At 73.2% G+C, this 19,035-nt stretch carries 13 protein-coding genes; 6 read left to right on the top strand and 7 right to left on the bottom strand.

Features of this window, described 5'->3' with window-relative positions:
- The first annotated feature begins 6 nt into the window (after positions 1-6).
- Positions 7-1,101 (top strand): M23 family metallopeptidase, encoded by a 1,095-nt coding sequence (locus ACFV9D_RS10640; protein ID WP_385143814.1) that lies wholly within the window; start codon positions 7-9, stop codon positions 1,099-1,101.
- Positions 1,102-1,328: 227 nt separating this feature from the next.
- Positions 1,329-2,276, top strand: coding sequence for an aldo/keto reductase (locus ACFV9D_RS10645; protein WP_385143816.1), 948 nt, complete (start codon positions 1,329-1,331; stop codon positions 2,274-2,276).
- On the opposite strand, the gene ACFV9D_RS10650 is transcribed toward ACFV9D_RS10645, so the two are convergent.
- From ACFV9D_RS10650 to ACFV9D_RS10665, 4 genes are all read right to left on the bottom strand, one after another.
- Positions 2,273-3,589 (bottom strand): PrsW family intramembrane metalloprotease, encoded by a 1,317-nt coding sequence (locus tag ACFV9D_RS10650; RefSeq protein WP_385143818.1) that lies wholly within the window; start codon positions 3,587-3,589, stop codon positions 2,273-2,275. The two genes, ACFV9D_RS10645 and ACFV9D_RS10650, sit on opposite strands and share 4 nt — an antisense overlap.
- A 68-nt stretch (positions 3,590-3,657) precedes the next feature.
- Positions 3,658-4,476 carry a tRNA (guanosine(46)-N7)-methyltransferase TrmB gene (trmB, locus tag ACFV9D_RS10655; RefSeq protein WP_385143820.1) on the bottom strand — a complete coding sequence of 273 codons (819 nt, stop codon included), beginning with the start codon at positions 4,474-4,476 and terminating at the stop codon, positions 3,658-3,660.
- 46 nt (positions 4,477-4,522) lie between these two features.
- Positions 4,523-5,707 carry an L-2-hydroxyglutarate oxidase gene (lhgO, locus tag ACFV9D_RS10660; RefSeq protein ID WP_385143822.1) on the bottom strand — a complete coding sequence of 395 codons (1,185 nt, stop codon included), beginning with the start codon at positions 5,705-5,707 and terminating at the stop codon, positions 4,523-4,525.
- Between the two features lie 69 nt (positions 5,708-5,776).
- Complete coding sequence (locus tag ACFV9D_RS10665; protein ID WP_385143824.1) at positions 5,777-7,222, bottom strand: MFS transporter; 1,446 nt, start codon at positions 7,220-7,222, stop codon at positions 5,777-5,779.
- Between the two features lie 589 nt (positions 7,223-7,811).
- On the opposite strand from ACFV9D_RS10665, the gene ACFV9D_RS10670 reads away from it, so the two are divergent.
- A complete protein-coding gene (locus tag ACFV9D_RS10670) occupies positions 7,812-9,932 on the top strand; it encodes an asparagine synthase-related protein (protein WP_385143826.1) in 2,121 nt (706 codons plus the stop codon).
- 168 nt (positions 9,933-10,100) lie between these two features.
- Here the strand turns inward: ACFV9D_RS10670 and ACFV9D_RS10675 are convergent, their stop codons facing one another.
- Positions 10,101-12,128 (bottom strand): sigma-70 family RNA polymerase sigma factor, encoded by a 2,028-nt coding sequence (locus tag ACFV9D_RS10675; protein WP_385143828.1) that lies wholly within the window; start codon positions 12,126-12,128, stop codon positions 10,101-10,103.
- Between the two features lie 193 nt (positions 12,129-12,321).
- Positions 12,322-13,083, bottom strand: a complete 762-nt coding sequence (locus ACFV9D_RS10680) for a TetR/AcrR family transcriptional regulator (protein WP_385143870.1) — start codon at positions 13,081-13,083, stop codon at positions 12,322-12,324.
- A gap of 352 nt (positions 13,084-13,435) precedes the next feature.
- Here ACFV9D_RS10680 and ACFV9D_RS10685 point away from each other — a divergent pair, with 352 nt between their 5' ends.
- Both ACFV9D_RS10685 and ACFV9D_RS10690 read left to right on the top strand, forming a co-directional pair.
- Positions 13,436-14,800 (top strand): NAD(P)/FAD-dependent oxidoreductase, encoded by a 1,365-nt coding sequence (locus ACFV9D_RS10685; protein WP_385143830.1) that lies wholly within the window; start codon positions 13,436-13,438, stop codon positions 14,798-14,800.
- A gap of 107 nt (positions 14,801-14,907) precedes the next feature.
- On the top strand, positions 14,908-16,533 hold the full coding sequence (locus ACFV9D_RS10690) for a SpoIIE family protein phosphatase (RefSeq protein WP_385143832.1): 1,626 nt from the start codon (positions 14,908-14,910) through the stop codon (positions 16,531-16,533).
- Positions 16,534-16,539: 6 nt separating this feature from the next.
- Here ACFV9D_RS10690 and ACFV9D_RS10695 read toward each other — a convergent pair whose 3' ends face one another.
- Positions 16,540-17,817 (bottom strand): MFS transporter, encoded by a 1,278-nt coding sequence (locus ACFV9D_RS10695; protein ID WP_385143872.1) that lies wholly within the window; start codon positions 17,815-17,817, stop codon positions 16,540-16,542.
- Positions 17,818-17,960: 143 nt separating this feature from the next.
- Between ACFV9D_RS10695 and ACFV9D_RS10700 the strand changes: the two genes are divergently transcribed.
- Positions 17,961-18,527: a MarR family winged helix-turn-helix transcriptional regulator gene (locus ACFV9D_RS10700; protein ID WP_385143834.1), complete on the top strand. Its 567-nt coding sequence runs from the start codon at positions 17,961-17,963 to the stop codon at positions 18,525-18,527.
- Positions 18,528-19,035: the final 508 nt, after the last annotated feature.

Below are 19,035 nucleotides of genomic sequence, written 5' to 3' on the forward strand. Positions count from 1 at the left end.
GCCTCCGTGGCGTCCAACACCCCTGCCCCCGAAGCCCCCTTCGATGCGTTCGGTGCCTCGGGTGCCGCCGGTTCGGACGACGACGCCACCACGTGGGGGGAGTGGAACCCCACCGAGGAATCCCTCCGCCAGCAGAGCCGCTCCGGTGGCCGCCACCGGGTCGTGAAGCAGCGCTCGGCCTTCGCCCGCTCCTCCACCGTCCTCGGCGTCGGTGTCATCGCGGCGGTCGGTGCGGGCGGCATGGCCACCGCCAAGGACAAGCCCCCGGTCTCGATATCGCTCCCGGACCTGAACCTCCCGGACGCCTCCGAGCTGCCGGGCGTCGGCGAACTCATCTCCGACGAGGACGGCGCGGACGGTTCGGGCTCCGGCACGAACAACCCGCAGCCGCTCACCGCCTCCCTCACCGTCCCGGTCGACGGCGGCACGGACAAGGCCGAGGGCTCCGCTTCCGCGTCCGAGTCGACGGCGGACGCCGGCGAGGCGCTGCGCGCCCGCATCCTCCAGCAGGCCGAGCAGCAGCAGGCCTCCGCCGACGCCGCCGAGAAGGCCGCCGCGGAGAAGCAGGCGGCCGAGAAGGCCGCGGCCGAGGCGGCGGCGAAGGCCGACGCGGCCGAGAAGGCGGCGGCCGAGGCGAAGAGGAAGGCCGAGGAGGAAGCGGCCGCCAAGGCCGAGGCGGAGCGCCTGGCCAAGCTCGCCGCGAGCTACTCCCTGCCCACCTCCTCGTACACCCTGACCTCCACGTACGGCCAGTCCGGCTCCATGTGGTCCTCCGGCTACCACACCGGCCTCGACTTCGCGGCGCCCACCGGCACCCCGGTCAAGGCGGTGCACGGCGGCACCATCAAGTCGGCGGGCTGGTCCGGCTCCTACGGCTACCGGATCGTCCTGGAGCTGGAGGACGGCTCGGAGGTCTGGTACGCGCACCTGTCCTCGATGACGGTGAACGTGGGCCAGTCCGTGGGCACCGGCGAGACCATCGGCCGCGTCGGCGCGACCGGCAACGTGACCGGCCCGCACCTGCACCTCGAGGTGCACACCGCGGGCGGCGACGGCATCGACCCGGCGGCCTGGCTGCGCGACAAGGGCCTGTCGGTCTGATGCTCTGACGCGCGCGCGCCGCTCGCGAAGCGCGGGCTCGGGCTCCGGCTCCGGCTGGGTGGCGAGGCTCGGGCCCGGTCACGAGGCTCGGGTCTCGGGCCCGGTCGCGAGGCTCGCTGCGGTCTCGGCGTGTGGCGCGTCCCCTCCGGCTCCGGCAGTCCTGGCGGCACCCCCCCGACGTCAGGGCTGCCGGAATAGTCCCTCGTCCGCGGGTCGTTGATGTCCCCATGACCTCTCTTCGCCCGCTGGGCACCTCCGGCCTGCACGTCTTCCCGCTCGCACTGGGCGGCAACGTCTTCGGCTGGAGCGCCGACGAGGAACGTTCCTTCGCCGTCCTCGACGCCTACGCCGCCGCGGGCGGCAACTTCGTCGACACCGCCGACAGCTACTCCGCCTGGGCCGAGGGCAACGAGGGCGGCGAGTCCGAGACCATCCTCGGGAGGTGGCTGGCCTCCCGCGGCAACCGCGACGAGATCGTCGTCGCCACCAAGGTCGGCGCCCACCCCCGGTACAAGGGCCTGGCCCCGACCACCGTCAAGGCCGCGGTGGAGGAGTCGCTGCGCCGGCTCGGCACCGACCACATCGACCTGTACTACACCCACTTCGACGACGAGTCCGTCCCCGTCGAGGAGATCGTCACCGCCCTCGACCAGCTGGTGAAGGACGGCAAGGTGCGGGCGGTCGCCGCCTCCAACATCTCGCCCGAGCGGCTGCAGGCCTCCCTCGACTTCGCCGACGCCGAGGGGCTGACCCGCTACGTCGCCCTGCAGCCGCACTACAACCTGCTCTCGCGCGACACGTACGAGGGGGAGCTCCAGGCCACCGCCGAGCGGGCCGGGCTCGCCGCCGTCCCGTACTACGCGCTGGCCTCCGGCTTCCTCACCGGCAAGTACCGTCCCGGCAAGGCCGTCGAGAGCGTCCGCGCCCACGGTGCCGGCCGGCACACCGAGACCGAGCGGGGCCGGCGGGTCCTCGCGGCGCTCGACACGGTGGCCGAGGCGCACGGCGCCGAGGTCGCCACCGTCGCCCTGGCCTGGCTGGCGTCCCGGCCGACCGTGGCCGGGCCGATCGCCTCCGCCCGTACGGTCGAGCAGCTCCCGGCCCTGGTCGCGGTCGCGGACCTGACGCTCACGGCGGAGGAGCTCGCTCTCCTGACCGAGGCCTCGGCCGGCTAGCTGCGGTACGGGTTGTACCCGCCGTAGTCCAGGTACTGAGGCGGCGCCCAGACCCGGCCGGTCGCCCGCGCCGCGTAGGTCAGCGCGGGCGAGGCGACCGCCTTGCGCTGCCAGAGGTGGTGGAGCAGCTCCTGCTCGCGGGCGGTGAAGTCCGGGCCGATCGCGCCGCGCTGGGCGCGGTGGCGCAGGAACGCGAGTGTCGTCGCGAACGCCTCGTACTCCCCGACCGCGGTGGCGGCCGGCGGGCCGTACGTACGGCGGGCGAAGTCACGGGCCATGGAGCGGGCCCGCATCGAGGAGAGCGCGAGCGGTTCGGCGGGGGAGAGCCAGCCGGCCGCCGCGTACGCCGGGAGCTGCCCGGATATCGTGCGCAGCTCGCGCTGCCTGCTCCATATCGCCAGCCAGGTCAGCAGACCGAAGGCGGGCACCATGAGCACGCCGTAGACCAGGAAGAAGCCCCAGGGCCCGAGGACGGTCGCGGATCCGTTCCACATCGCGTGCATGACCATGGCGAGGAGCAGACCGGCGAGGGGCAGCAGCGTCCGGCGCAGCCGCAGGAACCGGCGGCGGGGGGAGGCGAGGGCGGCGAAGGCGAAGCCGAGGCCGGTGAGCACGGTGAAGAGCGGATGCGCGAACGGCGACATCACGATCCGTACGAAGAAGGTGCCCACGGTCACGGAACCGAGGCCGGCCGCGCCGAACTCCTGGTCCTCGCCGAAGGCCCGGCCGAGATAGAGGATGTTCTCGGTGAAGGCGAAGCCGCTGGCGGTGAAGCCGGCGATCACGACTCCGTCGACGAGACCGGTGAAGTCCCGTCTTCGGAAGAGGAAGATCAGCAGGATCGCGGCGGCCTTGGCGCTCTCCTCGACGACCGGGGCGACGAGGGTCGCGCCGAGGGTGTCGGCGGAGGTGGGGTCGGCGGTGGCGGTCGCGATCCAGCGGACCGCGAAGGAGTTGGCGAGGATCGCGACGAGCGTGGCGGCGCAGGCGCCCCAGGCGAAGGCGAAGATCAGATTCCGCCACGGGCCCGGTTCGACCCGGTCGAGCCAGCGGAACGCGGCCATCAGCAGCGGGACGGGCAGGACGGCCAGACCCAGGCCGACGAGGAAGCCCTCGGTGCCGGTCTGTTCCCGCACCATCGCCAGGATCACCAGTGCGCAGAGCGCGAGCACGGTGATCACGGCGACGGCCCGGACCACCTTGCTGCGCCAGAAGGCGCGACGGGGCCGGTAGCGCCACTTGGCGCGCTCCGGGACGGCCGGGAAGGCCGGCTCCTCGGTGTCCCGGGCGGGGACGGGGACGTGGTTCGACACGTGAGCGACCCTAACGAGGTGCACTGACACCCCGCGAGGGAGTTCGGCGTCTTGCCCTGCTTGTTGCCTTACTTCCTGGCGAAGAGCAGGTCGTGCACGACGTGGCCCTTGTCGAGGCCCTGCCCCTCGAAGCGGGTGAGGGGACGGAAGGCGGGGCGGGGTGCGAAGCCGCCGTCGGCCTGGGTGTTCTCGAAGTCGGGGTGGGCGGAGAGGACCTCGAGCATCTGCTCGGCGTACTCCTCCCAGTCGGTGGCGCAGTGCAGGACGGCGCCGGGCTTCATCCGGGTCGCGAGCAGGCCGAGGAACTCGGGCTGGATGAGGCGCCGCTTGTGGTGGCGCTTCTTGGGCCAGGGGTCCGGGAAGTAGACGCGGCAGCCGTCGAGGGCGTCGGGGCGGAGCATCTCGCGGAGCAGGATGATCGCGTCGCCGTTGGCCACGCGGACGTTCTCGAGGCCGTTTCGGTCGGCGAGACCGAGCAGGTTGCCCTGGCCGGGGGTGTGGACGTCCACGGCGAGGATGCCGGTGCCGGGGTCGGCGGCGGCCATCTGGGCCGTGGCCTCGCCCATGCCGAAGCCGATCTCGAGGACGACGGGGAGACCGCCGAACATCTCGGTCAGGTCGAGGACCCGCTTGCCGTCGATGTCCAGGCCCCATTCGGGCCACCGCTTGAGCAGTGCCTCGGCCTGCCCGGCGGTGACGCGGCTGCGGCGGGGCTGGAAGCTGCGGATACGCCGTTCGTGGTGCGAGCCGGCGGGATCGGGCAGGGGCCCTTCCCCGGCGGCGAATCTCTGACTGCCCCGCTGGAAGGCGACGGGCGCCTCGGCGACGGAGGCCGCGGCGAGGGGCGCGGCGACGGGCTGCGTGGCGGTTTCTCGGGACTCAGACACAATGAGCCAATTCTACGGGGCCCGCACCAGGTGCCTGCGGCTCCCGCTACAGGAGCGCCAGGGCCCTGGACGCGACCTCTCTGCCGATCGGCAGAGACGCCGTCGCCGCCGGACTCGGCGCGTTCAGCACGTGGACCGTCCTCGGGGCCTCGCGGATCAAGAAGTCGTCGAGCAGCGTGCCGTCCCGCAGCACCGCCTGCGCCCGCACCCCCGCCTGCGCCCGCCGCAGATCCGTTTCCTCCACCGACGGCAGCAGCCTGCGCACCGCCTCCGTGAACGCCCGCTTCGACAGCGACCGGCGCAGCTCACCCGCTCCGTACCGCCAGTGCTCCCGCGCGATCTGCCACGAGCCGGGCCACGCGAGCGTCCCCGCCAGATCGCCGGGCCGGACGACCGACCAGCCGTATCCCTCCCGGGCCAGCGCCGGCACCGCGTTCGGCCCGACGTGCACCCCGCCGTCGACGCCCCGCGTCAGATGGACCCCGAGGAACGGGAAGGCCGGGTCGGGCACCGGGTACACCAGGCCGCGGACCAGCGACGGGTCCGCCAGCTCGTAGTACTCCCCGCGGAAGGGGATGATCCGCATCCCCGGCTCGTCGCCGGCCAGCCGCGCCACCCGGTCGCAGTGCAGCCCCGCGCAGTTCACGAGGACCCGTCCCCGCACCACGGTCCCGGCCGCCGTGCGGACGGCGACGCCCCAGGGCCGCCGGTCGACCGTGGTGACCTCGGAGCCGTACAGGATGCGCGCCCCGGAGGACTCGGCGAGCTGGGCCGCCACCGCTCCGTAGTCGCAGATGCCGGTCGTGCCGACATGGATCGCGGCGAGGCCCCGCACCCGCGGCTCGTACTCGGTGATCTGCGCGGGGCCCAGCTCGCGCACCGGGATGCCGTTCTCCCGGCCGCGCTGCACGAGCGCGTGCAGCCGGGGCAGCTCGTCGCGACCGGTCGCGACGATGAGCTTGCCGGTGACCTCGTACGGCAGGCCGTACTCCGCGCAGAACTTGACCATCTCGGCGGCGCCCGCGACCGCGAACCGCGCCTTCAGCGACCCCGGGCGGTAGTAGATCCCGCTGTGGATCACCCCGCTGTTCCGCCCCGTCTGGTGGCGGGCCGGGCCGTGCTCCTTCTCCAGGACCGTGACGCGCGTGCCCGGCGCGGCGCGGGTCAGGGCGTACGCCGTCGACAGACCGACGATCCCGCCGCCGATCACGAGCACGTCACAGTCCGACACCAGCGCCACCTCCCACCCCGATAGTGCACTGGCCCACTGACAATGCGCTTAAACCCGGTGGGACGAGTGTCACGCGGGAGCGACGAGCAGCGGCCGGGCCCGCTCCCGCAGCTCCATGACCCGCGGCTCGTCCCCGTACGGCTCGAGGCGGTGCAGCAGATCCCGTACGTACTCCGTGGTCCGGGCGGACGAGATCCGGCCCGCCACCTCCACCGCGCGCGTGCCTGCCGCGCAGGCCGCGTCCAGATTGCCCGACTCCAGCTCGGCGACCGCCGAGACCACGAGCCGCAGCCCGTGCGAGCGGACGAACTCCTCCGTCGGCCGGGACAGCGCCTGCTCGGTGAAGCGGCGCACCTGGCGCGGCGCCTTCAGGTCGCGGTAGCACTCGGCGGCGTCCGCGCAGAACCGGTCGTACGAGTAGAAGCCCAGCCAGGACGGGTCGGCGTCGCCCTCCCGCGAGCGCTCCAGCCAGCCCTCGGCCGCCTTGAGCGCGGCCGCGGCCGCCACCCCGTCGTTGGCCTTCGCGTGCGCCCGGGCCTCGACGAGCCGGAAGAAGGACATGGTGCGGGCGGTGGCGAGCCCGCGGTTGCGCTCCAGGGCGGCCTGGGCGAGGTCCACGCCCTCGTCGGCGAAGCCCCGGTAGGTGGCCTGGAGGGACATGGAGGCGAGGACGTATCCGCCGAGCGGGACGTCGGCGGCGGCGCGGGCCAGGCGCAGTGCCTGGATGTAGTAGCGCTGGGCGGCCTCCTGCTGACCGGTGTCGAAGGCCATCCAGCCGGCCAGCCGGGTCAGCTCCGAGGTCGCCCCGAACAGCGCCCGGCCGACCTCGTCCGAGTAGGAGCCGAGCAGCAGCGGGGCGGCGTCGACCCGTAAGCACTCCGGGACCATCGAGGAACGCCAGTCGCCGCCTCCGTACTTGGAGTCCCAGCGGCGCGCGTCCTCGGCGGCCTCCCGGAGCTTGGCGACGTCGCTGTGCCCCACGCGCGCGTGGGGGCCGCTCTCGGGTCCTTCGGGCGCCGGTCCGTCGGCGGGTTCGAGCAGGCGCTCCACGGAGGAGTCGGCGGGCGTTATCAGCCATCGGGAGGCGGGGGTCGCGTAGGCGCTGACCGCGAAGGAGCCGGCCAGCGACTGCCAGATCCCGCCGCCGCCGGCCCGTCGGCCCGCGAGGTCGAGCCGGTACAGCTCGGTCGCGGAGCGGACCGCCTCGCCCACGTCGCGCGGGAAGGCGAGACCGACCTCGGGCGCCGGGTCGGCGTCGGCGAGGCCGATCTCGTGCAGCGGCACCGGCCGGCCGAGCTTCTGGCCGATCGCGGCGGCGATCAGGTGCGGGGCGGCGCCCTGCGGCACCATGCCCTTCGACACCCACCGGGCCACCGAGGTCTTGTCGTATCGAAGCGTCAGGCCCCGCTGCGCACCGAGGTCGTTGACGCGCCGGGCGAGGCCGGCGTTGCTGATTCCCGCGAGGGCGAGGACCGTGCCGAGCTTTTCGTTCGGCCCGCGTTGCTCCCTGGACATGACGCCACCCCTCGACACCCAAGACGGCCGCCACGACGCCGGGCATAGGCGTGCGGCATTCGTAAACACAGCGTAGTTCGCCGCATCCCGACCGTTAAGGGGCGGAGTTCCGTATGGCGGGATTGTTGTGTGAACAGACGGATGGGGGACGGATGGCGTAGTCGCGTCGGTGCGGGGAGCGCCGGCCGGCGCGCGTGGGGAGCGTCCCGGGGCGCACGTGAGCGGCTCCGGGCGCGTGCTCCGGGTGTGTGGCCGTGCGCCCGGCCGTGCGCTCTCGCCCGGTCGGCGGGGGAGCGCTTCCATGAGTTCTGCGTGGGTCGGCCCACCCGGCTGTGGACCGGTGGGCTGGGGGACACCGTCGCCCCATTCCCCGCGGGCGGCGGACGGCTCCGGGAGGCGGACAGCGCCTCCCGGACTGCCGAACACTCTCCGCGCCGCCGAGATTGGCCGAATGACGACGGTGGCCGAACCGGCCGCAACTGTCCCATGCCAGGGGCGCATTCGCCTTTGCGCGCGCGACCCCGGAGCCCCTCCTGTGCGCCGTTGTCGTGGCAGCATGTTCCTCCACTGAACTGACGTGGAGGCGCCGATGCGATGGCTGGTGGGCTGGAGCAGTGTCGCCGCGAGCTTCGGTTCCGCGGGCACGGCCGGATCCGTGGGGGGCACGGCGTCCGAGGGGCGTACGGTCCAGCCGGTGGGCGCACAGCTGCTCTGGGGTGACCCCGATCCGCTGTGGGCGGTCGGCGACTGGCGCCCCGACGAGGTGCGGCTGATCAGCGTCGACGCGCACACCCGCCTTGCCGTACTGGGGTGTTGCGCCGCGAGCGACGAGGAGCTGAGGGTCGGGCTGCTCACCGCGCGCGGGGGCGCGCTGCGCCATCTCACGGCCTGGGCCGGCAGCTACACCGCGGTCGTGCGGGTCGGCCGCCGGATCACCGTCACGGGCGATCTGGCGGGCGCACGGCCGGTGTTCCACACCCCGTGGGCGAACGGCACGGCGTACGCGACCGCTGCCCTGCCCCTCGCGGACCTCATCGAGGCCCAGCTCGACATCGGACATCTGGCCGCGCTGCTCGCCTGCCCCGAGACCCCGGAGGCGCTGCGCGACTCCACCCCGTACGAAGGGGTGCGGCGGGTGCCGCCAGGGCACGCGCTGATCCTGCGCGAGGGTTCGCGCGAGATCACCGGGTACGAGCCGGTGGCCTCGCTCGCGGTCGCCGCGGCCGAGGTCGAGCCGCGCCGGGCCGTGGAGGGCGTACGGGACGCGCTGGTCGACGCCGTACGGGCCCGGCTCACCGCGCCCCGGCACGCGCCGGAGTCCCCGCTTCCGGACCCCGGGCCCGTCCCCGGCATGGGGCCCGCCGAGCGGCGCGCGGCCCGGGGCGGCGGCCCGGCGCCCGGGATCGGTGCGGATCTGTCCGGGGGCAGCGCGTCCGGCACGCTCGCGCTCCTCGCGGCCGGGCTCCCGGGGGTGCCCGGGACGATCCTCGGCCACGGCACGGGCGCGGGGGAGCGACTGCTCGCCGTCACCTTCAACGACCTGGCCGCGCACGGAGGCCCGGGCCGGGAGGACGAGCTGGAGCGGGCCCGCGCGATCGCGGCGAACCCGCGGCTGCACCATGTGGTCGTGGCGGCGGGCGAGGAGGCGCTGCCCTACGCGGAGCTGGACGGACCGCTGACCGACGAGCCGGGCCCCTCGCTGGTCGTCGCCGACCGGCACCGGCGGCGCCTCGCGGGCGGCAGCGCGGACCACTTCACGGGCCTGGGGGCCCGTCAGGTCCTGGACGCGCACCCGGCGCGCCTCGCCGACCTGCTGATGGACCGTCGGCGCAGATCGCTCGTGCGTCCCGTGACGGCGCTCGCCAAGGCGACCGGCCCGTCGGCGGGCTCACTGCTCGTGCCGCTCACGGTCTACCGGGCGGCGCGCCGGCTCGCCCGCACGCCCTACCGCTCGGGCCTGGAGGCGGCGGCGACGCGGCTCCTCGAGGCGAACCGTCCGGGGCCCGGGGCCTTCGGCCCGCTGGAGGCGTCCCTCTCCGCCCTGACCTGGTCGCGTCCCGGCCCGGCGGCGCGCTGGCTGACGGGTGAGGCGCTGGCTGAAGTATCGGTTCGTCTGAACCGGGCGGCGACACTGCCGACGTCGGTGCAGCGGCCGGGCGAGGCACGCGCGCGTGCGGCGCTCGCCCGGGCGGCGGGCGACCACCGGGTCCTGGAGCAGGCGGCCGAGATCCGCAGCCAGCGACTGCACGCGCCGTTCCTCGACAACCAGGTCGTACGGGCCTGCCGCGACCTCCCCGAATCGCTGCGGGTCCAGCCGGGCGCCCGGGCGGCCGTCCTGCGCACGGTCCTCGCGGGGGCGGGCGTCCACGACCTGCCTCCGGGCTGGGGCACGCCGAACCCGGCGATCCCGCCCTCGGCCGTCCGCGCGGGCCTGCGCGCCGCGCTCCCCGACCTCATGGCCCTCTTCGCCGCCCCGCTCCTCGCGGACGCGGGCCTGATCGAGGCCCGCGTGGTCCGCAAGGCCCTTCGAGCAGCCTCCGAGGGCGAACCGGTCCCCCTGGACGGCCTCGCCGACCTCGTCTCCACCGAACTCTGGCTCCACCGCCTCCTCGCCCGCCGCGGCACCTGCTGGACGGGCACCGAGGCCCCGCCGCGGCAGCGCGCGGTGGTGGGTCCGCTGGTGCCGTCGACGAGGTCGCTCCTGGCGTGAGGTGGGGCGGCCGAGGCGGGGAAACGTGACAGCACGCTCGTTCAGGTGAACGTCTTCCGGATCCCCGCCGGGAGCCGGGCCTGCGCCGGGAGCGCCGCGCCGAGCGCGGCCCGCGCCGGATCGGCCCACCCGGGCGTGACGGTCGGCCGGGCGTGACGGTCGGCCGGCTCAGGCGCAGCTGATCTGCGACTGCGCCCAGTCCGCGACCGCGGCTCGCCCGAACGGTGTGTGTTCGTCCACCACCAGGCGGAGCGTCTCGCGGCCGGCGATGCCGACGTGGACCGGGATCGCGGGGTCGCCGGGCCGGATCACCTCGGAGCGCCAGAGTCGTTCGCCGTCTCCGTAGACGGAGAAGCGGATGCCGCCGACCCCGAGGGGCGCGCTCAGGTCGTCGATGCCGACGACCGCGTCGTAGTTGGTGCACTGGCGGTTGAGGTCGATGGTGAGCGAGGACGGCGCGTGGACGCTCACCCCGTGTGCGTACCGCGTGCCGCCGATCGACAGGCCCTCGCGCTGCCACATCCAGCTGCTGTCACCGAGCCGTACCTCGGGCTCGGTGCCGTCGCCGAAGACGCCGTAGTCCAGCCGGTTGACCTGGTAGACGGTGCGCGGTGCGGGCGGCGGCGTCGGCTTGGGCGCGGGCTTCGACGGGCTGGGCGTCGGGGTCGGGGTCGGCTTCGGTGGGGTGGGCTTCGGGGTCGGCTTGGGGCTGGGCTTCGGCGGCGGGGTCGGCTCGGGCGTGGGTGTCGGCTCCGGGGCCTGTACGGGCGGGGCCGGCGGCGTCGTGGGCTTGGGCGTCGGCCTCGGCGGCGGGGCCGGTTCCGGGGGTACGACGGGGGCGACGGCCGGCGGCGTCGGTGCGGGCTGCGCGACCGGCTGCGGGTCCCCGGACAGCGCCCACACCAGACCGGCGGTCGCCGCGACGGCCACGGCCGCCGCGATACCGGCCTTCACGGGGGCGCCGAGCCCCTCGGCCGCGGCGGCGGAGGACGCCCCGGCCGTGCTCGACGAACCGGCTCCCGTCGCGGCGGCGGCCGCACCGGCGCCCGCCGCGCCCGCCACCCCGCCGGCCACGACACCCGCGGCCTTGAGCGAGAACCCGGCGGCGAACCAACCGATGACGGCGACCGGCAGCAGCGCCGGGATCCCGGCGTTGACGTGCGCCAGCTCACCCGCGGCCAGCCGGCACTTGGCGCACTCCTCCAGGTGCTTGCGCAGCCCGCGTTCGGCCCGCATCCGCAGCCCGCCGCGCGCGTAGGCGCCGAGCCGGTCGGCGTAGCGGGCGCAGTCCCCGCCCGCGGTGAGGGACTGGCTGACATGGGCCTGGAGGTACGCCTGCTTGAGACCCTCGCGGGCTCTGCTGGCAAGGACGGCGGTGGCGTTGGCGGTGAGACCGAACAGCGGAGCGACCTCGCTCGGCGACTCCTCCTCGACGGTGGTGTGCCACAGCACGGCCTGCCACCGCTCGGGCAGCGAGCGGAACGCCTGCATGGCCAGGGACTGCTCGGCCTCGTGCATCGCCAGGACATCGGCGCCGAGGTCCAGCGTGTCCTGGTCGGAGACCTCGGAGCTGCGGGCGGCCTGCGCCGCGAACACCGCGAAGTCGTCGACCAGATGCTCCCGCTTCTGCGTCCGCGTCCAGTTCGCCGCCACCCGCCGGACCGTGGTCAGGAGGTAGGCGCGGACGGCCTGCTCGGGCCCCGCCCCACCCCGTACCGCCTGGAGTGTGCGGGCGAACACCTCCGCCGTCAGGTCGTCGGCGGTGTGCGCGTCGCGGCAGCACGTCCTGGCATAGCGCCGCACGGCCTCGGAGTGGCGGCGGAACAGCTCTTCGTACGCGCTGTCGTCACCGCCCCGCATCAGCTGGATGAGATCGGCGTCGGACGGCGGCAGTTCGACGGGCGGCGGCAGTACGGTGTCGGGCTCGTCGACCCTGTCGGTGAGGGCGGCGACCCCGCCCTCACGCTGCTGCGGCACGCTCGGGTCGGCCGCTCGCGACTGCGGTCCCGACTGAGGTCCTGACTGCGATCGCGAGTGCTGACCCGGTACGGCGCCGGGCGACGCGGACGGCATGCCGGCGGGCGCGCCCGAGGAGCCGCCCGGCCCGCCCTGGCTCGGCACCTGCCGGGAGGACGGGCCTCCGGTCTCCGTGGCACCGCCGTTGCCCAGCGGCTCGTCCCGACCGTCACCGCTCATCGCGGAAGCCCCCGTACGCACGCTCAGACCCGAACACCGGCCAAGCGTGCCACAGAGCGCAGACGCGTCGAACCCTCCCGTCCACTTACCACTCGTCCGGGGCGACTTCCTGTATCCGGGCGTAACCGCTCACCCGTTCGTGCCATGCTCAACGGTCCGCCCGGACCATCCGACGCCCCGGCCGCGAAGCCCGCTAGCGCGAGCGCAGGCCCTCCAGGAGGATGTCCAGGAGCCGGGCCGAGGCCGCCGCCTGCTGCGCCGCGTCCGGCAGCGCGGGCGCCGCCGTGGCTATGACGAGCAGGACGTCCGCCACGGTCACGTCCGCCCGCAGCTCGCCCGCCTCACGGGCCCGGTCGACCAGCCGCCCGACGACCTCCAGGAGCTCCGCGGCTCCGGCGTCGTCCTGCTCCGACTCCGGCACCGCGCGCGACGCGCCCACCCGCTGGTCGGCCTGGTCGGCGAAGCCCCGCTGGTGCGGCACCCGCGCCTCGTCCTGCATCGGCTGAGCCGGCAGCACCAGGTCGTCCGCGTCCACGCCCACCCGAAGGATCTGCGGCGGCAGCAGCCGCCCGGCGCCCGAGGCCACCGAGGTCCGCAGGAACCGGGAGAGCGCCGACCAGGGTTCGTCCTCCTGCCCGAGAGCCGTCCGGGCCTGCTCGGTCAGCCGCGAGGTCTCCTCCTCGGCTATCCGGCGCACCAGGACGTCCTTGCTCGGGAAGCGGCGGTAGACCGTGCCCACACCGACCCGGGCGCGGCGCGCCACGTCCTCCATCGGCGCCCCGTAACCGAGTTCACCGAAGACCTCGCGCGCGGCGCGCAGTACGTGCTCCAGATTCCGCTGTGCGTCCACGCGCAGCGGAGCCGAGCGGCCGACCGATGCCGGCACTCCCGTCCGTCCGTTGATCGGGCCGTCCGCCCCGACGACGGCCTGCCAACGCGAATCCTGCATGTGCATAAGCGTTCCCCCGCTCATGATGTCTCCCCCCGGAGACTCCCCGCCTGACACGGGATGTCCGGACCGTCCCACGTTCTGGTCCACGTGCTGCGATCCGTTCCCCGACGAGGTACGAACATAGTTGAGTCGAGGTCAATTCAGAAGGGGGAGTTCCGTACGGTGCGCCCCCCGATCGGAGCAAGGGCCTGAACTCTCCCGATTCCGCTCCCGCTACCCACCCCCCGCGCCCACCCTGACCTGGGCACTTACGGCCAAGCCCACCTCTGCGCACCACCTCATGCCTCCGGCCCCTCCGGTCACACAATTTGCCGGGCCTGTGGACAAACCCCGGACGGCGGTGCGTCATGGGACAGTGACCGAACCTGTGCGCATTCTCGTTGTCGGCGGTGGCTACGTCGGGATGTACACCGCGCTGCGCCTGCAGCGGCAGCTCAAAGGCGAGCTCAGAAGCGGTGCGGCCGAGATCGTGGTGGTCACGCCCGAGCCGTACATGACGTACCAGCCGTTCCTCCCCGAGGCGGCGGCCGGCTCCATCTCCCCGCGCCATGTCGTCGTCCCGCTCCGCCGCGTCCTCGACAAGTGCCGGATCGTCATCGGCGAGGTCCACGCCGTCGACCACGCGAAGCGGACGGCGACGCTCTCCACCCTCGCCACCGAGGAGGAGGGCACCGGGAACATCCAGCTCACCTACGACGAACTGGTCATCGCGCCCGGCTCGATCTCCCGCACCCTCCCCGTCCCCGGCCTCGCCGACTACGGCATCGGCTTCAAGACGGTCGAGGAGGCCATCGGGCTGCGCAACCACGTCATCGAGCAGATGGACATCGCCTCCTCCACCCGCGACCCGGCGCTGCGCGACGCCGCCCTCACCTTCGTCTTCGTCGGCGGCGGCTACGCAGGCGTGGAGGCGCTCGCCGAGTTGGAGGACATGGCCCGCTACACGGCGCGGTACTACCACAACATCAAGCCGGAGGACCTGAAATGGGTCCTGGTCGAGGCGTCGAACCGGATCCTGCCCGAGGTCGGCGAGAAGATGGGCAAGTACGCGATCCGCGAGCTGCGCGGCCGCAACATCGACGTCCGTCTGGAGACCCGCCTCGAGTCCTGCGAGGACCGCGTCGCCGTCCTCAGCGACAGCACCCGGCTCCCCACCCGTACGGTCGTCTGGACCGCGGGCGTCAAACCCGCGCCGGTCCTCGCCGCCACCGACCTGCCGCTCAACGGCCGCGGCCGGCTCGCGTGCACGGCACGCCTGACCGTCGACGGCGTCGAACACGCCTGGGCGGCAGGGGACGCGGCCGCCGTCCCCGACATCACCGCCGAAGAGCCGGGCACGGAGTGCGCGCCGAACGCGCAGCACGCCCTGCGCCAGACCAAGGTGCTCGCCGAGAACATCGCCGCCTCCCTGCGCGGACAGCCGCTCAAGGAGTACGCCCACAAGTACGCGGGATCGGTCGCCTCCCTCGGCCTCCACAAGGGCGTGGCACACGTCTACGGCCGCAAACTCAAGGGCTACCCGGCCTGGTTCATGCACCGCGCCTACCACCTCAGCCGCGTCCCGACCTTCAACCGGAAGGCCCGTGTCCTGGCCGAGTGGACCCTGTCCGGCCTGTTCAAGCGGGAGATCGTCTCGCTCGGCTCGCTGGAACACCCGCGCGCCGAGTTCGAACTCGCCGCCGCGCCCCCGCCCCCCAAGAACGGCCCGAAGCCCGGCTGACACCGATGTCAGTGCGGTCGGTCACACTGGACGTGTGACCATAGGTGGGCTCACACCTGCACAGAGTGACTCAGCACGGCCAACGACACCACGAGGCATACAGATCCGTGAACTTCACCCGTTGGAGCGCCCGACTCCCCGGCACGCAGCGCCGTACGGCGGCGCGGGGGACCGAGGGCTCCGTGCCCGCGGCCCGCGGGGAGTACGAGCAGCAGCGTGAGCCAGTCCCCGACGAGGTCCCCGCCCTGGAGGACTTCTCCGTACGGGAGATCATCGGCCGCCTCCCCGGCCTGGTCGCGCTCGTGCACGGCCCCGAGCACCGCATCGCGTACGTCAACGACGCGTACGCGGCCGCCTTCGGCCCCCGCCCCGCCGGGGCCACCGTCGCCGACGCCTGCCCCGAGGCCCACGAGCTGGGCCTGCTGCCGCTGATGGACCAGGTCCTGCGCAGCGGGAAGCCCCGCACGGTCAAGTCCCGCAAGACCCAGGACGGCGGCTCGTACACGGTCACCTGCCTCCCGGTGGACTCCCCGCGCTTCGACGGCGGCGCGGTCCTCGTGCACGCCGCCGACGTCACCGACCACGCCGAGGCCGCCGAGCGGCTGCGCGCCAGCGAGCGCCGGCACCGCGAGACGGCCGTCACGCTCCAGCGCTCCCTGCTCCCGCAGGAGCTGGAGCAGCCCGACGACCTGCGGATCGCCGCCACGTACCAGCCCGGCGGCACGGACGCGGCGGTCGGCGGCGACTGGTACGACGTCATCACCCTCGGGGCGGGACGCACCGCCCTCGTCATCGGCGACGTGATGGGCCGCGGCGTGCGCGCCGCAGCCGTCATGGGCCAGCTCCGCACCGCCGTCCGGGCCTACGCCCGGCTCGACCTGCCCCCGCACGAAGTGCTCCAGCTGCTCGACGGCCTCGCCGCCGAGATCGACGCCAGCCAGATCGCCACCTGCGTCTACGCGGTCCACGACCCGAACGAGGGCAAGCTCGTCTACGCCTCCGCCGGCCATCTCCCGATCCTCGTCAGGGACGAGGACGGCACGGTCCGCCGCGCCGAGGACCCCACCGGCCCCCCGCTCGGCACCGGCGGCTGGCTGCACACCTCCGGCACGATCGCCCTGCCCCCCGGCTCCACCGCCGTCCTCTATACGGACGGTCTGGTCGAACGCCGCCGCGAGGACATCGACGAGGGCGTCGCCGCCCTTGAGCGCGCCCTGTCCGGCGCCCTCGGTACCCCGCAAGTGGTCTGCGACCGGCTGCTGCGCTCGCTCGGCGTCACCGCGGAGCACGACGACGACGTTGCGGTCCTGGTGGTCCAGCACCCCGCCCGCAAGGGAGCGGACGCGGAGCTCTTCCACAACGCGGCCCTGGAGCTGCTCGGCGGAGTGGAGGCGGCGCCACGCGCGCGTGCCTTCGCGTCGGGCGTCCTCGCCAGCTGGCGCTTCCCGATCGAACTGCGCGACCTCGGCGTCCTTGCCACCAGCGAGCTGGTGGCGAACTCCCTCAAGCACGGCACCCCGCCGATGCGCCTGCGGCTGCGCCGCACCGACCGGCGACTGATCATCGAGGTCACGGACGGCGACGACCATCTGCCGCGCCGCCGCAGGGCGGAGACGGAGGACGAGGCGGGTCGCGGAATCTCGATCATCGCGACGATCGCCTCGTCCTGGGGAAGCCGCCGTACGCCGGGAGGCGGCAAAGCGGTGTGGTGCGAGTTCGCCCTGCCGGACTAGAGCCGCCTAGGCGGCCGCGGTCTCGCGGGCCGGCTCGTGCCGTGCGACCACCTTCGAGGGCTTCGCCGCGAGCGACGGCTGGTCCTGCACCGGCGTGAGCTGCTTGCCGAGTCGCAGCGCCAGGAACGTGATCCCGAGCGAGAAGAGCACGAAGGTCAGGATGTACGGCCCGTGCAGCGAGGCCCCCATGGGCCCGCCCACGGCCGGTCCGACGGCCAGCGCGAGCTGCTTGACCAGAGCGAACGCCGAGTTGTACTGCCCGACCATCGACTCCGGAGCCAGGTCGGCCACCAGCGGCGCCACGGTCGGCGACAGCATCGCCTCACCCAGCCCGAAGAGGGCGTACGTGGAGATGAAGGCCGCGGTCGCCATCGTCTGGCTGCCGTGCCCGAGGCCCGCGTACCCGGCGAACACCCAGGCGACGGTCCAGATCAGACCGACGGCCGCGATGACCCGGGTCCGCTTGCGGCGCTCGACGAACTTCAGCACCACGAACTGGGCGACGACGATGACGGCCGTGTTGGCGGCCAGCGCGATCCCGAGCGTCGACGGCTGGATGCCCGCGGCCTCGGTGCCGTACGCCGCGAGACCCGACTCGAACTGCCCGTAGCAGGCGAAGAACAGCACGAAGCCGAGCACGCACAGCTGCACCATGGCCTTGTGCCCGAGCAGAGCCCGGACGCCGCCGCCCTTGGCAGCGGCGGGGCGGGCGCCTTGGAAGGCGGGGGAGCCCGGCATCCGGACCGTCATCACGATGGCGCCGAGCACGAGGAACATCGCCGCTTCGATGGAGAAGAGAAGGAGGAAGCTGCCCGGCCGACTCTCGTCGACGAGCTGGCCGCCGATCAGACCACCGACGCCGAGTCCGAGGTTCTGCAGAAAGAACTGCATGGCGAAGGACCGGGTCCGGGTGGACGGCTCGGAGCACCAGACGATCATCGTCGCGAGCGCCGGCTGCATCACGGCGGTACCGGCACCCAGCAGCGCGGCCGAACCGACGGCGGCGGGCACGCTCTCCGAGAGCCCCATGCCCAGGGCGCCGAGGGAAGCGAGGACGGCGGCGACCAGAAGCACGGGGAGGGGACCGCGCCGGTCGATGGCCCGCCCGCTGAAGGGCAGGACGACGAGTGCGGCCATGGCGAAGACGGCGAGCACGATGCCCGCCGTGGACGCGCCCAGATCCCGCACCTGAGCGACATACACATAGAGGTACGGAACGGTGAAGCCGAGTCCGAACGCGCTCAGCGCGCTGCCTGCCTGGATCCGGCGCATCGCTGCACCCATCGCCTTGGTCACACTCACCCACTTCGATCGCACGGTTCAGCCCTGTAGGCGTCAACCGTGAAGACTTCAACACTAAAATTAGATCCTTAACAATACACATGGAAGGACTTCAACGCCAACGAGGACCGTGGGATACTCCCCGCATGTCCGACAACCCCGAGCAGCCCGGCCCGCAGCCCCTGCAGGAGCCGAGCCTCGACGAACAGATCGCGGCCTATCAGCGCGAGTACCGCGAGCTCGACCCCCAGGTCGAGAAGGTGGTCTCCGCCCTCGGCCGGCTGAACCGGCGGATGAACGTGGCGTACGGCCGCCAGCTCGCCGACCTCGGCATCAGCAACGCCGAGTGGGAGGTCCTCAAGACCCTCGTCCTGGCCGGCGCCCCCTACCGCCTGGGCCCCGGCGAGCTGGCCAAGCGCCTCGGCCTCACCCCCGCCGCCATGACCCACCGCATCGACCGCATGGCCGGCGAGGGCCTCGTCACCCGCGACCGCGACGAGAACAACCGCGTACGGGTGATCGTGGAGCTGACCGACGAGGGCCGCACGAAGTGGCTCGAGGCGATGCGCATGGCGACGGGCTTCGAGGAGGAGCTCCTCCAGGACCTGACGAGCGAGGAGCGCGGCGGCCTCGGCGAGATGCTGATCCGCCTCCTCCGCAGGGTGGAGCACACCCAGCCGGACGCGGGCGGCCGACTCACCGACCTCGACTGAGAGGCCTGGTGGAGGCCGGGGTGGACCCCCGGTCGTCGTTCGCCGGACCGGGGTTGACACGCCCCCGCCGTATCCGTAGTGTTCTCCGAGTTGTCACGGGGCCGGAACGGTTCTGCGACAGCCACTCCCGCCGCTGATGCGGCACCTCAACTCAGCACGATCTCCCAGCCGGGACGAATTTCGGCATGCCGAAATTCATTTCGATTGACTCGATTATGAGTCGCCCGGGAAATCCGCTAGAGTTTGAGCGTCGGAACGGCCCAACAGCCGCAAAGACAACCCACTCTGACTGGGAATCAGGCCCGAAAGGATCTGATAGAGTCGGAAACGCCGGAAGGCCGAAACGGGAAACCGAAGAGGCCGGAAAGCACCGAGGAAATCGGATCGGAAAGATCTGATAGAGTCGGAAACGCAAGACCGAAGGGAAAAGCCCGGAGGAAAGCCCGAGAGGGTGAGTACAAAGGAAGCGTCCGTTCCTTGAGAACTCAACAGCGTGCCAAAAATCAAC

This window comes from Streptomyces sp. NPDC059875 (assembly GCF_042731085.1).
Classification (GTDB): domain Bacteria; phylum Actinomycetota; class Actinomycetes; order Streptomycetales; family Streptomycetaceae; genus Streptomyces.